This window comes from Enterobacter cloacae complex sp. IR5458 (assembly GCF_049238025.1).
GTDB lineage: Bacteria > Pseudomonadota > Gammaproteobacteria > Enterobacterales > Enterobacteriaceae > Enterobacter > Enterobacter kobei.
This window is the reverse complement of sequence record NZ_JBMKIF010000001.1, coordinates 268101-283892: the sequence shown is the minus strand read 5'-3', so window position 1 is coordinate 283892 and position 15792 is coordinate 268101. Positions and strand designations below refer to the sequence as shown.

Genomic DNA, 15792 nt, shown 5'->3' with positions numbered 1-15792 from the left:
GGTTTATTAGAAAGCCGACAGGCCGGGAAAGATAGCGTTAAACGGGTGACGTTTAGTCTTGTTGATCGATCTTACGCTCAAGAGACTTGAGTCGCTTGCTCATATCATCAATGTTCATCACCAGTGCTGCTGTTTTACGCCATACCTTGTTGGGTTGCAGCGGAATGCCCGAGGAATAGACGCCAGGTTCAGTGATCGGACGCATTACCATGCCCATGCCTGTCACCGTCACCTTGTCGCATATTTCCATGTGGCCATTAATCACGCTCGCACCGCCAATCATGCAATAACGACCAATTTTCAGGCTGCCCGCCATGATGACGCCCCCCGCAACTGCGGTATTGTCGCCAATCACAACGTTATGCGCAATCTGGCACTGGTTATCGATGATAACACCATTGCCAATGATCGTGTCGTCGAGTGCACCACGATCGATCGTAGTACAGGCCCCAATCTCCACGCGATCGCCAATAATAACGCGACCAAGCTGCGGGATCTTAACCCAGTTACCGCGATCGTTCGCGTAACCAAAGCCATCAGAACCAATCACGGTGCTGGACTGGACGAGGCAATTTTCGCCGATTTCAACTTCATGATAAACGGACACATTGGCCCATAAACGGGTTCCTGCGCCGATTTTCGTATTTTTCCCAACGAAGCACCCCGGGCCAATCACGACGTTATCACCCAGCACAACGCCAGACTCGATAACCGCATTCGCACCAACGGCAACATTGTTACCAAGCTTAGCCGTCGGATCGATTGCTGCACTGGCAGCAATGTTCTGAGCCGGCTGCGGCGTGGTATCAAGAATTTGAGCCATGCGTGCATACGTCAGGTAGGGGTTTTTCACTACCAGTGCACTTCCAGTGGCAAAGGGAAGATCGTCCTGCGTCAGAACAACAGCTGACGCCTGGCATTGAGCCAGTTGTTCACGGTACTTAGGGCTTACCATGAAGGTAATCGTGCCAGCTTTAGCAGATTGCATGGACGCAACAGCGGTGATGACGATATCGCCATCACCGTGTAATTCTGCATCCAACTGCTGAGCTAAATCAGCCAGTCGAATTGAAGGCATTACTTATTTAACCTGTTTCAGAACATCAGCGGTGATGTCTTTAACATCGCTGCTGTTGAAAGCAACGGCATTCGCATCAACAACCAGATCGATGCTCTGATCGGCAGCCACTGCTTTAACAGCAGTCTGAATGCGAGTGACCAGCTTGCCACGCTCTTCGTTAGAACGACGCTGACGATCCTGCTCGAAAGCCTGCGCTTTCTGAGAGAAGGTCTGGCGCTGAGCCATAACGTCTTTTTCCAGTTTGCTGCGATCGCTTGCTTTCATGGTAGAACCATCACGCTGCAGACGCTGCATTTTGGACTGAAGATCGCCTTCCATACGCTGCAGTTCGCTCGCACGGCCTTTGAATTCGTTTTCCAGTGTTGCAGAAACACCCGTTTTCTGTGCAACCTGCTGGAACAAATTACCCATGTTGACGATTGCGATTTTGTCTGCTGCCTGAGCAGAAGTTGCCATCGCTAAACCGAGACCTGCAGCTAATAACCACTTTTTCACAATTAACTCCTTACCATCCCATTGGCACCAGAAGGTACCGTTCTTTGCGTGGCAAGGCGACCGTTTTACCGATCGCCGGTTGTCAGCGCTACACTGCCAACGCATTCCTTTGCAGCGGATTATTACCAGGTTTTACCAATGTTAAACTGGAATTGCTCCGCTTTGTCTCCATCGTATTTCTTAAACGGCTGGGCGTAAGAGAAGACCAACGGTCCCAGCGGTGACATCCATTGTAATGCGATACCAGCAGACATGCGAATATTGCTCGGATCGCTGTAGTCCGGAACGCCAGCATCACGCATCTGTGCAGTATTCTGCCAGTTGGTGTCCCACACCGTACCGGCATCCCAGAAGAAGGACGTACGGACGGAGTTCGCGTATTTATCACTGATAAACGGCGTTGGTGTGATGAACTCGAGGCTCGCCACGGCCATGGCGTTACCGCCCACTGCATCATCAGAGCTACACACTTCGGAAGATGAAGATTTATAGCAGTTATCTTTATCGTTACCGCCGTAGTAAACCGCTTTCGGACCAATGTTGTTGGACTGGAAGCCACGCACGGTGCTGGAACCACCCGCGTAGAAGTTCTCGTAGAACGGCAACTCTTTACTGCCGATACCATCACCATAGCCCCAACGGGTACGACCCAGAACGACCCACTTGTGGTCATCATCAATTGGGAAGTAGGACGCGGTATCCAGGGTTACCTTGTAGAACTCATTGTCAGAGCCCGGAACGGTCACTTTACCGTTCAGGTTGACGCGAGAACCTTCCGTTGGGAAGTAACCACGGTCGAGGCGGTTATAGGTCCAGCCGTAGTTGAAGGTGAAGTCATCCGCAGCAAAACCATTGTTATCGCCGGTTTTACTCGCAGACTGGCCAATAGAGTCCAGATAACGCCACATCGCCACCTGCGGTTGCATGTTGGACAGGTCGTTATGCACGTAACCTAAGCCCGCACGCAGGGTGTTATATTCGTTAACCGGGAAGCCGAGCGTTCCGTCTACACCATAGCTCTTGTTGGTATAGGAGGAGAGATCCGCGTCGTCTGCTTTAAAGTCGTTATAGAAGATACGACCGCCCAGGCTTACACCGTCAACGGTGAAGTATGGGTTGGTAACAGAGAACTCAGAGTAGGTCTGGTAGTCGTTTTTGGTGCCGTTAATACCGACAGAGTAACCTGTACCCAGCCAGTTATCCTGCTGGACGCCAACCTGGAAGCTCACGCCACTTTCAGTACCGTAGCCCACACCGAAGTTGAAGCTACCGGTGTTACGCTCTTTCACCTTATACACGACATCAACCTGATCCGGGCTGCCGGGTATACGCTGCGTTTCCGTGTCCACGGTTTCGAAATAGCCCAGACGGTTCAGACGCTCTTTACCCTGGTCAACGAGGTCGCTACCCAACCATGCCCCTTCCATCTGACGCATTTCGCGACGCAGAACGGAGTCTTTGGAGGTATCGTTACCGACGAAGCGGATCTTACGTACGTAGAAACGGTTACCCGCATCAACGTTAACATGCAGCTTAACGGTTTTATCCGCGTCGTTGATTTCCGGCTGTGTTTGTACACGCGGGTAAGCATAACCATAGCGGCCGAGCAGCTTCTTAATGCCGTCTTCCATTTTGGTGACTTTAGAACCGCTGTACAGATCGCCCGGCTGAATTTTAGTCAGCGCTTCAATTTCAGCTGAATGCCCGGCCAGGTTACCACTGACTTCAACACCGGAAAGCTTGTACTGATCGCCTTCAGTGATGTTAATCGTGATGTAGATACCTTTCTTGTCCGGCGTCAGACTGACCTGAGTCGAGTCGATGTTGAAACGGGCGTAACCGCGATCCAGATAGTAGCTGCGCAGGGTTTCGAGATCCCCCGCCAGTTTCTGTTTCTGGTATTTACGATCGCCAACCACGTTCCACCACGGCACTTCATCGCGCAGTTGGAAAGTGGAGATCAGTTCGTCGGTGCTAAACGCGTGGTTACCCACGATGTTGATCTGCTGGATCTTCGCGGAAACACCTTCCTGGAAGACCAGCTTCAGGTCAACACGGTTACGTGGGAGCGGCGTAACCACCGCTTTCACGCTGGCACTGTATTTACCGACGCTGTAGTAGAAGTCTTCCAGACCTTTTTCAATGTCTGAAAGGGTTGTGCGGTCCAGAGATTCCCCCACACGAACACCGGATGCTTCAAGGTTTTGCTTGAGCATGTCATCTTTCACCGACTTGTTACCGGAGAAAGTGATACTGGCGATCGTTGGACGTTCTTTTACCTGTACCAGCAGCGTATCACCATCGCGCAGGACGCGGACATCCTCGAAGTTGCCGGTGGCAAACAGAGCACGGATGGTGTTACTGATATCTTCATCATTAACCGTATCGCCGGGGCGCACAGGCATACTGAGGAGGGCCGCACCAACGGCGACACGCTGAAGGCCTTCGAAATGAATGTCTTTCACTACGAACCCGTCAGCACCGTATACGGTGGCGCTGCTAAACAGCAGCGACGCTATGAGCAACTTTTTCATCGCCATCGTTATTATGCGTTCTTCCTAACTAACTCTCTTACAACCGAGAGAAATCATTGAAAAGTGCAAGCCCCATTAACAGCACCAGCAAAATCGAGCCGATGCGGTAACTAAAGTCTTGAACTCGCTCGGATACCGGTCCGCCTTTTAGCTTTTCAATCGCTAAAAACAGCAGATGACCCCCGTCTAACACGGGAAGCGGGAACAGGTTGATTATCCCAAGGTTCACGCTAATGAGCGCGAGGAACATGAGATAGTAAATCACCCCGAATTCCGCTGACATCCCAGCCCCCTGAGCAATCGAGATTGGCCCACTGAGGTTGTTCAGTTTCACATCACCGGTTATCAATTTCCCCAACATGTTGACCGTCAGCTTCATCAGTTGCCATGTTTTATCCGTGGCTTCAAGGATGGCGCTGAACGGCCCATACTGGCGTATTGTCTTGTACTCATCTGGCAGCGGGATCACTTTTGGCACAACGCCTGCGAACCCTTCTGCCTTTTTGCCGACCGACTTCGTATCCGGGATCAGCGTCAGCGAAAGCGGACTGCCTTGCCTTTCAACTTCCAGCGCGAGGGACGTCCCCGGATTATCGCGCACCAGAGTAACAAAGGTCATCCACTCTGTTAATGGTTGACCATCGACTTTAACGATCCTGTCGCCCGCTTGCAAACCCGCTTTGCTCGCCGCCGAATTTGGCTGGACTTCAGCTAATACCGGCTCAATCTGCGCACCGCGGGGACGAATACCCAGCGCTGCGACGGGATCTTCTTTATCGGGCTCGAAACGCCAGTGGCGTAAATCCAGTACTTTGTCCTGACGCGCGTCGGACCCAAACGGCGATACGCTGAGGGTTGTCTGCGCATCGCCAATTTTGGCTACCAGTTGCAGTCGCACGGCATCCCAATCAGGGGTTTCGATGCCATCAATCGCTTTAAGTTCCATCCCGGACGTAATTTGCGCATTCGCCGCGATAGAGTTGGGCGCAATTTCCCCCACCACCGGACGCACGCCAGGGACGCCGATAATAAACACCAGCCAGTAAGCGAAAATTGCAAAGATGAAGTTGGCTACCGGTCCGGCAGCGATGATGGCAGCGCGTTGTCCAACGGTTTTGTTGTTAAACGCACTGTGTCGCAGCTCGGGTGCGACAGGCTCGACGCGTTCGTCGAGCATTTTGACGTAGCCGCCAAGCGGGATAAGTGCAATGACAAATTCCGTGCCGTGACGGTCGGTGCGCGTCCAGAGTGATTTGCCAAAACCAATGGAGAATCGCTCTACCCGCACACCACAACGGCGAGCAACCCAGAAATGGCCAAATTCATGCACGGTAATCAGCACACCCAGTGCAACAATGAACGCCGCCAGATTCCAGAGAATGCTCAGCATAAAACCTTCCGTTAAATCGTCCCGAATACCAGTAAAAGCAGGCAAGCAAACACTGGAACAGCCGCTGTCAGGCTGTCAATGCGATCCAGTATACCGCCATGCCCTGGAATCAGATGTCCGCTGTCCTTAATCCCTGCTTCACGCTTAAACATACTTTCGGTTAAATCACCGAGCACTGAGGCAAGCGCTGCAAAAATAGAGCATACCAGCAGTATTGACGGAGCCACTGCCAGATCCGCCCAGACGCCATAGCCCCAGGAGATAACTGCAGCCGTAAACAAGCCGCCGATGAATCCTTGCCAGGTTTTCCCTGGAGACACCTTCGGCGCCAGTTTATGTTTGCCGAACAGTTTACCAAACATATAGGCCCCGGAGTCAGCCCCCCAGACGAGAATCATCACATAAAGCAGCCAGATCGCACCGCTATAGTGGTTTTCGTCATAGTGCCAGGCGCGTAGCGCGACCATCCCCCAGAAAAAAGGCACAATGGTGAGCAGACCAAAAATGAGTCGCAACACTTTCGAATTACGCCATAACGCCGCAGAGCCTGGATAAAAAAGAACCAGCAGCAATGCCGCCACCCACCAGGCCAGCGATATCCACAAGGAGCCGGCAACCAGCGGCTGATGAATATCGTGGTGATATTCAGGCAACGTAAACAACATTATGGCCAGAATAAAGCCACAGAGTACCGCAAGCCATACTCGCTGATTGCGCGAGGTAAAGCCGCTAAACTGTCCCCATTCCCACGCCGCGAGCATGCAGACCACCAGCGTGACAATAGCGAATCCCACCGGGGGCAGTAAAAACAGCGCCGCAATGACAATGGGTATTAATACAAAAGCGGAAATCAGGCGATACTTCAGCAAAAGCTACCCCCATCAGGCGTTGTCGCCACCTGGCTCGGTGCCGCCGAAACGACGCTCTCGATTGGCAAAGGCATGCAGCGCACCTTCAAAGTCTTGTTCATCAAAATCGGGCCAAAGAACATCTGTAAAGTAAAGTTCGGCATAGGCAATTTGCCATATCAAAAAGTTACTTATGCGATGTTCCCCCCCTGTCCTAATTACCAAATCCACAGGTGCCAGCTCATTCATGCAGATTTGCTTGCTCAGCGCCTCTTCATCAATCTGGTCGGGTCTCAACAGCCCTTCCTGAACCTGTTCGGCCAGATGCCGAACGCCCTGGATAATATCCCAGCGTCCGCCGTAATTCGCCGCGATATTGAGCGTCAGACCGGTATTATTTTCAGTCAGCGCTTCTGCTTTACGAATCCGTTCCTGCAAACGTGAGTTAAAACGACTGGTATCGCCAATGATACGCAGGCGGACGTTGTGGCGGTGCAGGCTTTTTACTTCGCTGTCGAGCGCCCACACAAACAGTTCCATCAACGCAGTCACTTCCTGCGGCGGTCGATTCCAGTTTTCACTGCTAAAAGCATAGAGCGTTAACGCATCAATGCCGTTATTCGCGGCAAAAGAAACGGCGCGGCGAACGGATTTCGCCCCTGCTTTATGCCCAAAGGCTCGTATCTTCCCTTGTCTTTTCGCCCAGCGGCCATTGCCATCCATAATGATTGCTACATGACGGCAGCCATGAGCTGGCAAGTTTTCGCTTATTGGTTGATTCGCAGACAACATAACGCGTTTTTTGTCCCTGAAAAGGATTTAACGGTACTCAGGAATACTTAAGCCTGTACATAAAAAAGCCGTGTCAAACCACGGCTTACCTGACCACATAAAGTCAAATTCCTGCGATCAGGTGGCGCAGACTATATCACTGAAGCCCAAAGCTAACAAATAGCACGACGACTAGTGCTTGCTTTATCACCAGCTTGCGAGGCGGCTCACCTGTTTACGCGCAATATCACGTGCAGCAGCATCGACCGCCAGCACCTCTTCCACACTTTGAGGCTCACGCAAATCCATTATTTCCAGTACCGATAAATTCAACGTTGCGATATCGGTAAAGCGGATTTGCTGATGCAGAAATGCGTCAACGGTAATTTCGTTGGCTGCATTCAGTGCCGTCGTCGCCGCCTGTCCCTGGTCGAAGGCGTTCATCGCAAGCTTCAGACAAGGATAGCGATCGTAATCGGGTTCACTGAACGTCAGGGAACTTAGCTTACAAAAATCAAGCGGCTTCACGCCCGATTTCACCCGGTTTGGCCACGCCATTGTATGGGCGATGGGCGTACGCATATCCGGCTCGCCCAGCTGTGCCAGCACGCTGCCATCCTGATAGCGCACCATCGAGTGAATGACCGATTGCGGGTGAATCAGAACTTCCATCTGTTTCGCTGACGCATTAAACAGCCAGCGAGCTTCAATGTATTCCAGACCTTTATTCATCATGGTGGCGGAGTCAACGGAGATTTTACGTCCCATTGACCAGTTCGGATGACGACACGCCTGATCCGGCGTCATTGCGCTCAGTTCAGACAGTGGCGTTTCACGGAACGGGCCACCAGACCCGGTAAGCAGAATCGACACGACGCCATTCTGCTCCAGGTCAGCGTACCCCAGGTTCTGTTGAAAAGGTTGCGGTAAACTCTGAAAAATGGCGTTGTGCTCGCTGTCGACCGGCAAAAGACGCGCCCCGCGCTGCTTCACCGCGTCCATAAACAGACGTCCACAGGTCACCAGCGACTCTTTGTTGGCCAGCAGAACATCTTTACCCGCATCTATTGCCGCAAGCGTCGGCAACAACCCGGCCGCACCGACAATGGCCGCCATGACCTGGTCAACCTCATCCAGCGCCGCCATGTCGCAGGCCGCCTGCGACCCACTCAGCACCTCGGTTCGACTGCCCTTCTCAAGCAGCAGAGTTTTCAGCTGACGCGCGCTCTCATCGTCATCCATAACCGCATAACGTGGCATAAACTCCAGGCACTGCTCGACCATGCGCTGCACGTTCTTACCGGCGACCAGCGCGGTCACGGTATAATGTTCAGGATTGTGGCGGACGACGTCGAGAGTACTGCAACCGATAGAGCCGGTTGAGCCAAGGAGAGTTAAATGCTTCATGGGATGCCCGAAAAAAGTTAGACCAGATAAAAGCAAAACGCCGCCAGCAAGACCCGAAGTCCCTCTGAACGGCGTTTATCAGTGTACGACAGAAATCAGAACTGCATCAGTTCCGCTTCTTTATCTGCCAGCGCCGCATCAATTTTCTTGATCGCTGCGTCGGTCATTTTCTGAATGTCGTCCTGAGAACGACGATCGTCATCTTCACTGATCTCTTTTTCTTTCAGCAGCGCTTTCACTTTATCGTTCGCGTCACGGCGAACGTTACGCACGGATACGCGACCCTGCTCAGCTTCGCCACGCACCACTTTGATCAGATCTTTACGACGCTCTTCCGTCAGTGGAGGCAGTGGAACGCGGATATCAGAACCGGCAGAACTTGGGTTCAGACCGAGGTCAGAGGCCATGATTGCTTTCTCAACCGCCGGGCTCATAGAGCGATCGAACACGTTGATTTTCAGCGTACGGGTATCTTCTACCGTCACGCTCGCCAGCTGACGCAGAGGGGTTGGCGTACCGTAGTATTCCACGATGATGCCATCCAGCAGGCTTGGGGAAGCACGGCCAGTACGGATTTTGCTGATTTGGGTTTTGAACGCTTCTACGCATTTTTCCATGCGTACTTCAGCATCTTTTCTGATGTCGTTAATCACGTTACGAATCCTTGAAAACTTGTCTCAGGCAGACTATCCGCCAGCACAGCGCTACAGGTGTGCTAAGTATAGTCGCGTTTAATTCATGACAACGCCAAAGGCGCGCCCGGGTAAGATACCACTACAAAATAAAGCGGAATCTTACCTGTATTTATCGCCGACGGAAATTATTCCGTGATCAAAGTGCCTTCTTTTTCGCCCATGACCACGCGACGCAGTGCGCCTGGCTTATTCATGTTGAAGACACGGATCGGCAGTTTGTGGTCGCGAGCCAGCGTGAAGGCGGCAAGATCCATCACTTTCAGCTCTTTTTCCAGCACTTCGCCGTAGCTCAGCTGATCGTACATGGTGGCGGAAGGATCTTTTGCCGGGTCGGCAGTAAACACGCCGTCTACTTTGGTCGCTTTCAGTACCACATCGGCTTCGATCTCAATACCGCGCAGGCAGGCAGCGGAATCGGTCGTAAAGAACGGGTTACCCGTACCGGCGGAGAGGATCACCACGCGGTTGTTGCGCAGCAGGCTGATCGCCTCTGCCCAGCTGTAATTATCGCATACGCCATTCAGTGGAATCGCGGACATCAGGCGGGCATTCACATAGGCGCGGTGGAGCGCATCACGCATCGCCAGGCCATTCATGACGGTTGCCAGCATACCCATGTGGTCGCCCACAACGCGGTTCATCCCCGCTTTCGCCAGACCAGCACCACGGAAAAGGTTGCCACCGCCAATGACCACGCCAACCTGGATACCCAGTTCGACCAGTTCTTTGATTTCCTGTGCCATGCGATCAAGGATGCTTGCGTCAATACCGAAGCCTTCCGATCCCTGCAGCGCTTCGCCACTCAGCTTAAGCAGAATGCGTTTGTACACGGGTTTTGCATTGGTAGCCATGTTTCTTTCCTGAGACTGTCAACGATTAAGATGGGAGTTAATTCTGGCGACATGATATGCCGCAAATCAGCACAGCGATACTGGAGCCTGTCTGATTTCATATGACGGGTGACAAAAAGAAGCCGCCCTCAGGCGGCTCCTTTTCAATCATTAAGACTGCTTGGACATTGCAGCAACTTCTGCTGCGAAGTCAGTCTCAACTTTCTCGATGCCTTCGCCCACTTCGAAGCGGATGAAGCCAGTTACGTCAGCGTTGTGCTCTTTCAGCAGCTGAGCAACAGACTTGCTTGGATCCATAACGAAAGGCTGGCCAGTCAGAGAAACTTCGCCGGTGAATTTCTTCATGCGGCCTTCAACCATTTTCTCTGCGATTTCTTTTGGCTTACCAGACTGCATCGCGATGTCCAGCTGAACCTGGTACTCTTTTTCTACCACTTCAGCAGACACGTCTTCTGGCTTAACGAATTCTGGTTTGCTTGCAGCGATGTGCATGGCCAGCTGTTTAACCAGCTCTTCGTCAGCGCCTTTAGCCGCAACCAGAACACCGATACGTGCACCGTGCTGGTAAGAGCCCAGAACGTCGCCTTCCAGAGAAGAAACGCGACGGATGTTGATGTTCTCACCGATTTTAGCAACCAGCGCAACACGTTCTTCTTCGAACTGTGCTTTCAGAACTTCAACGTCAGTGATTTTGCCAGCAACCGCTGCGTCCAGAACTTTGTTCGCAAATGCCTGGAAACCGCCATCTTTAGCAACGAAGTCAGTCTGGCAGTTAACTTCCAGAATGATGCCGTAGTTGCCGTCGATTTTGGTGATGATCACGCCGTCAGCAGCAACGTTGCCTGCTTTTTTAGCTGCTTTGATCGCACCGGATTTACGCATGTTTTCGATTGCCAGCTCGATGTCGCCGTTCGCTTCAGTCAGCGCTTTTTTGCAATCCATCATGCCTGCGCCAGTACGCTCGCGCAGCTCTTTTACCAGGGATGCGGTAATTTCAGCCATTCTTAAATCCTCGGGAGATGTGAACTGCCCGGCCGGGGGCCAAACAGTGTAAATTGAAAAAAGGGGCCGGTAATGGGCCCCTATTCATACACGGTACTAATAAGGGGTAAAACCTTATTATTCAGCTTCTACGAAGCTTTCTTCCGCCTGAGAAGCCAGATCCTGGGAACGGCCTTCACGAACGGTAGCAGCTACAGCGCTCAGGTACAGGCTAACAGCACGGATTGCGTCGTCGTTACCCGGGATAACGAAGTCAACACCGTCCGGATCGGAGTTGGTATCAACGATAGCGAATACCGGGATACCCAGGTTGTTAGCTTCTTTGATAGCGATGTGCTCGTGGTCTGCATCGATTACGAACAGCGCGTCTGGCAGGCCGCCCATATCTTTGATACCGCCCAGGCTGTTTTCCAGCTTGTCCAGTTCACGAGTGCGCATCAGCGCTTCTTTCTTAGTCAGCTTGTCGAAAGTACCGTCCTGAGACTGGGTTTCCAGATCTTTCAGGCGCTTGATGGACTGACGAACAGTTTTCCAGTTGGTCAGCATGCCGCCCAACCAGCGATGGTTCACGAAGAACTGGTCGCAGCTGTTAGCAGCATCTTTCACAGCTTCGCTTGCAGCGCGCTTAGTACCAACGAACAGAATCTTACCTTTACGGGAAGAGATCTTGTTCAGCTCAGCCAGGGCTTCGTTGAACATTGGTACAGTTTTCTCAAGGTTGATGATGTGAACTTTGTTACGCGCGCCGAAGATGAAAGGCTTCATTTTCGGGTTCCAGTAACGGGTCTGGTGACCAAAGTGAACACCAGCCTTGAGCATATCGCGCATGGAAACAGTTGCCATGTTTAAAACCTCTATATTGAAAGTTGGGGTTATGCCTCCACGTATCCCATATTACCGACCCCGAAGGGCACCCCGGAATATGTGCCGATACGTGTGTGTTGTTACACAAAGTGAGATTTGTCGCTCCCGTCCAGCCTGTGTATCTGAGATGGATCGGAAGTCCGGCGCGCTTTATACCACAAAACACGACCAGAAACCAACAGTTGTTGGCGGAGTGTGCTGTTAATGATTCTCAATTTGGCACGGAGCGTGCCTGACTGATACCATTGACGACACTTAGACTAGTATTGTCGAAAAAATCGACACCGATGGACAGATTACATGGCTATCTCTATTAAGACACCTGAAGAAATTGAAAAGATGCGCGTCGCCGGTCGTCTGGCCGCGGAAGTGCTGGAAATGATCGAACCGTTCGTGAAGCCGGGCGTCAGCACCGGTGAACTGGACCGCATCTGTAACGACTATATCGTGAACGAACAGCACGCGGTTTCCGCCTGCCTCGGCTACCACGGTTTCCCGAAATCCGTCTGCATTTCTATTAATGAAGTGGTTTGTCACGGTATCCCGGACGACGAAAAACTGCTGAAAGATGGCGACATCGTCAACATCGACGTGACCGTCATTAAAGACGAGTACCACGGTGACACCTCTAAGATGTTCATTGTCGGCAAGCCAACGATTCTGGGCGAGCGTCTGTGCAAAGTGACACAAGAGAGCCTGTACCTGGCGCTGAAAATGGTTAAGCCGGGTATTCGCCTGCGTACCATTGGTGCTGCCATCCAGAAGTTTGTAGAAGCGGAAGGGTTCTCCGTCGTGCGCGAATACTGCGGTCACGGTATTGGCCGCGTTTTCCATGAAGAACCCCAGGTTCTGCACTATGATGCCGATGACGGCGGCGTGGTGCTGCAAAAGGGTATGACCTTCACCATCGAGCCGATGGTCAACGCCGGTGACTACCGCATCCGCACCATGAAAGATGGCTGGACGGTGAAAACCAAAGACAGAAGCTTGTCTGCTCAGTACGAGCATACTATTGTGGTAACAGACAACGGCTGCGAAATTATGACGTTGCGCAAGGATGACACCATCCCGGCGATACTGACGAACATTGAGTGATAAGAAGCCGGCAAATGCCGGCTTTTTTAATGGCGATAGCTTTTTCTTATGGGTGGCGCACGATGAGTAATCTCTTACCCGAACAGTATGCTAACACAGCACTTCCCACCCTTCCCGACCAGCCCGATAACCCGGGCGTCTGGCCGTCGCACGAGCTGACCTGCGCGCATATCAAAGCCCATATGGATGTTTTCCATCGCTGGCTGGGCAGCGCGTTCGACGCAGGGGTCTCAGCCGAGCAACTTATTGAAGCGCGCACCGAATTTATCGACCAGCTCCTGCAGCGTCTGTGGATCGACTACGGTTTCGGGCAGGTGAGCGACATCGCGCTGGTTGCCGTCGGGGGCTATGGCCGCGGTGAACTTCATCCACTTTCCGATATCGATCTCCTGATCTTAAGCCGTAAAAAGCTACCGGACGAACAGGCGCAGAAGATTGGCGAGCTGCTGACCCTGCTCTGGGACGTGAAGCTGGAAGTGGGACACAGCGTGAGAACCCTGGAAGAGTGCCTGCTGGAGGGCTTATCTGACCTGACCGTCGCCACCAACCTGATTGAAACCCGTCTGCTGATCGGTGACGTGGCGCTGTTCCTGGAGCTGCAAAAACACATCTTCAGCGACGGCTTTTGGCCGTCAGAAAAATTCTTCGCCGCGAAGGTCGAGGAGCAAAATCATCGCCATCAGCGCTACCACGGCACCAGTTACAATCTTGAACCCGATATTAAAAGCAGCCCCGGCGGCCTGCGCGACATCCACACGCTACAGTGGGTGGCCCGCCGCCACTTTGGCGCCACCTCAATGGACGAGATGGTCGGCTTTGGCTTTTTAACCGAGGCCGAACGTAACGAACTGAACGAGTGCCTGCATCTGCTGTGGCGCATCCGTTTTGCCCTGCATCTGGAAGTGACCCGCTACGATAACCGCCTGCTGTTTGACCGCCAGCTCAGCGTGGCGCAGCGATTGAATTATCAGGGCGAAGGTAACGAACCGGTTGAGCAGATGATGAAGGATTTCTTCCGCGTCACCCGCCGGGTGACCGAGCTGAACCAGATGCTGTTGCAGCTGTTCGACGAGGCCATTCTGGCCCTGACGGCGGACGAAAAGCCGCGCCCAATTGATGACGAATTCCAGCTGCGCGGCACGCTTATCGACCTGCGGGACGAAACGCTGTTTATCCGCGAGCCGGAAGCGATCCTGCGAATGTTCTACACCATGGTGCGCAACAGCACGATTACCGGGATCTACTCCACCACCCTGCGCCATCTGCGCCATGCGCGCCGTCATCTGACGCAGCCTCTGTGCTATATCCCGGAAGCGCGCTCGCTGTTTTTGAGTATGCTCCGTCATCCTGGCGCCGTCAGCCGTGGTCTGCTGCCAATGCACCGTCATAGCGTGCTGTGGGCCTATATGCCGCAGTGGTCGCACATCGTCGGACAGATGCAGTTCGATCTCTTTCACGCCTACACGGTGGATGAGCACACGATCCGCGTCATGCTCAAGCTGGAAAGCTTTGCGAAAGAAGAGACGCGATCCCGCCACCCGCTTTGCGTGGAGCTGTGGCCGCGCCTCACCCATCCGGAACTGATCCTGATTGCCGCCCTGTTCCACGACATCGCCAAAGGCCGCGGTGGAGACCACTCGGTGCTGGGTGCGCAGGACGTGCTGAAATTTGCCGAGCTGCATGGGCTCAACTCGCGCGAAACGCAGCTGGTCGCCTGGCTGGTACGCCATCACCTGCTGATGTCAGTCACTGCCCAGCGTCGTGATATTCAGGATCCAGAGGTAATTAAGCAATTCGCCGAAGAGGTCCAGACGGAGAACCGTCTGCGCTATCTGGTGTGCCTGACGGTCGCGGATATTTGTGCCACCAATGAAACCCTGTGGAACAGCTGGAAGCAAAGCCTGCTGCGCGAGCTCTATTTTGCTACCGAAAAACAGCTGCGTCGCGGGATGCAAAACACCCCGGACATGCGCGAACGCGTGCGCCATCACCAGCTGCAGGCCCTGGCGCTGCTGCGGATGGATAACATTGATGAAGAAGCACTGCATCAGATTTGGGCCCGCTGCCGTGCCAACTATTTTGTCCGCCACAGCCCAAACCAGCTTGCCTGGCACGCGCGACATCTGCTGAAGCACGATCTGTCGCAGCCGATGATCCTGCTTAGCCCACAGGCGACGCGCGGCGGGACGGAGATCTTCATCTGGAGCCCGGATCGGCCTTATCTGTTTGCTGCGGTCTGCGCCGAGCTGGACAGGCGTAACCTGAGCGTTCACGACGCGCAGATTTTTACCACCCGCGACGGCATGGCGATGGATACCTTTATCGTGCTGGAGCCGGATGGCAGTCCGCTCTCGTCGGACAGGCATGAAGGGATACGCTTCGGTCTGGAACAGGCGATCACTCAGCGCAGCTGGCAGCCACCGCAGCCGCGTCGCCAGCCGGCGAAATTGCGCCACTTTACCGTCGATACCGAGGTCAATTTCCTGCCGACCCACACCGACCGTAAATCGTTCCTGGAGCTGATCGCGCTCGACCAGCCAGGGCTGCTCGCCCGCGTCGGCCAGGTTTTTGCCGATCTGGGAATTTCGCTTCATGGCGCCCGAATTACAACCATTGGCGAGCGAGTAGAAGATTTATTTATAATCGCCACCGCCGACCGGCGTGCCCTTAATAATGACCTGCAACTTGAAGTGCAACAACGGTTGACAGCAGCCCTCAATCCAAACGATAAAGGGTGACGTGTTTTTTAGTGAAATGGA

The 15792-nt window shown here is 53.2% G+C and carries 13 protein-coding genes; 2 read left to right on the top strand and 11 right to left on the bottom strand.

Annotated elements, in window-relative coordinates:
- Positions 1 to 52: 52 nt before the first annotated feature.
- The 11 genes from lpxD to rpsB all read right to left on the bottom strand — a co-directional run bounded on the left by lpxD (position 53) and on the right by rpsB (position 11917).
- On the bottom strand, positions 53 to 1078 hold the full coding sequence (gene lpxD / locus ACOTYN_RS01290; RefSeq protein ID WP_023332132.1) for a UDP-3-O-(3-hydroxymyristoyl)glucosamine N-acyltransferase: 1026 nt from the start codon (positions 1076 to 1078) through the stop codon (positions 53 to 55).
- 3 nt (positions 1079 to 1081) lie between these two features.
- Entirely contained in the window at positions 1082 to 1576 is a 495-nt protein-coding gene (gene skp, locus ACOTYN_RS01285) for a molecular chaperone Skp (protein WP_014882635.1), read from the bottom strand.
- A gap of 122 nt (positions 1577 to 1698) precedes the next feature.
- Positions 1699 to 4116, bottom strand: a complete 2418-nt coding sequence (gene bamA, locus ACOTYN_RS01280) for an outer membrane protein assembly factor BamA (RefSeq protein WP_014882634.1) — start codon at positions 4114 to 4116, stop codon at positions 1699 to 1701.
- 31 nt (positions 4117 to 4147) lie between these two features.
- On the bottom strand, positions 4148 to 5500 hold the full coding sequence (gene rseP, locus ACOTYN_RS01275; protein WP_014882633.1) for a sigma E protease regulator RseP: 1353 nt from the start codon (positions 5498 to 5500) through the stop codon (positions 4148 to 4150).
- Positions 5501 to 5511: 11 nt separating this feature from the next.
- Positions 5512 to 6369 (bottom strand): phosphatidate cytidylyltransferase, encoded by an 858-nt coding sequence (cdsA, locus tag ACOTYN_RS01270; RefSeq protein ID WP_014882632.1) that lies wholly within the window; start codon positions 6367 to 6369, stop codon positions 5512 to 5514.
- Between the two features lie 12 nt (positions 6370 to 6381).
- Entirely contained in the window at positions 6382 to 7140 is a 759-nt protein-coding gene (gene ispU / locus ACOTYN_RS01265; protein WP_014882631.1) for a (2E,6E)-farnesyl-diphosphate-specific ditrans,polycis-undecaprenyl-diphosphate synthase, read from the bottom strand.
- A gap of 186 nt (positions 7141 to 7326) precedes the next feature.
- Positions 7327 to 8526, bottom strand: coding sequence for a 1-deoxy-D-xylulose-5-phosphate reductoisomerase (gene ispC / locus ACOTYN_RS01260; RefSeq protein WP_023332130.1), 1200 nt, complete (start codon positions 8524 to 8526; stop codon positions 7327 to 7329).
- Between the two features lie 95 nt (positions 8527 to 8621).
- Entirely contained in the window at positions 8622 to 9179 is a 558-nt protein-coding gene (gene frr / locus ACOTYN_RS01255) for a ribosome recycling factor (protein ID WP_014882629.1), read from the bottom strand.
- Between the two features lie 167 nt (positions 9180 to 9346).
- The gene (pyrH, locus tag ACOTYN_RS01250; protein WP_023332129.1) at positions 9347 to 10072 is read right to left on the bottom strand and encodes a UMP kinase; all 726 of its coding nucleotides are present in this window, start codon (positions 10070 to 10072) and stop codon (positions 9347 to 9349) included.
- A 150-nt stretch (positions 10073 to 10222) separates the two neighbouring features.
- Positions 10223 to 11074, bottom strand: coding sequence for a translation elongation factor Ts (tsf, locus tag ACOTYN_RS01245; protein ID WP_014882627.1), 852 nt, complete (start codon positions 11072 to 11074; stop codon positions 10223 to 10225).
- A 117-nt stretch (positions 11075 to 11191) separates the two neighbouring features.
- The gene (gene rpsB, locus ACOTYN_RS01240) at positions 11192 to 11917 is read right to left on the bottom strand and encodes a 30S ribosomal protein S2 (protein ID WP_003856207.1); all 726 of its coding nucleotides are present in this window, start codon (positions 11915 to 11917) and stop codon (positions 11192 to 11194) included.
- 321 nt (positions 11918 to 12238) lie between these two features.
- Between rpsB and map the strand changes: the two genes are divergently transcribed.
- Both map and glnD read left to right on the top strand, forming a co-directional pair.
- Positions 12239 to 13033 carry a type I methionyl aminopeptidase gene (map, locus tag ACOTYN_RS01235; RefSeq protein ID WP_014882626.1) on the top strand — a complete coding sequence of 265 codons (795 nt, stop codon included), beginning with the start codon at positions 12239 to 12241 and terminating at the stop codon, positions 13031 to 13033.
- 62 nt (positions 13034 to 13095) lie between these two features.
- Complete coding sequence (gene glnD, locus ACOTYN_RS01230; protein WP_032637948.1) at positions 13096 to 15771, top strand: bifunctional uridylyltransferase/uridylyl-removing protein GlnD; 2676 nt, start codon at positions 13096 to 13098, stop codon at positions 15769 to 15771.
- The last annotated feature ends 21 nt before the right edge of the window (positions 15772 to 15792 follow it).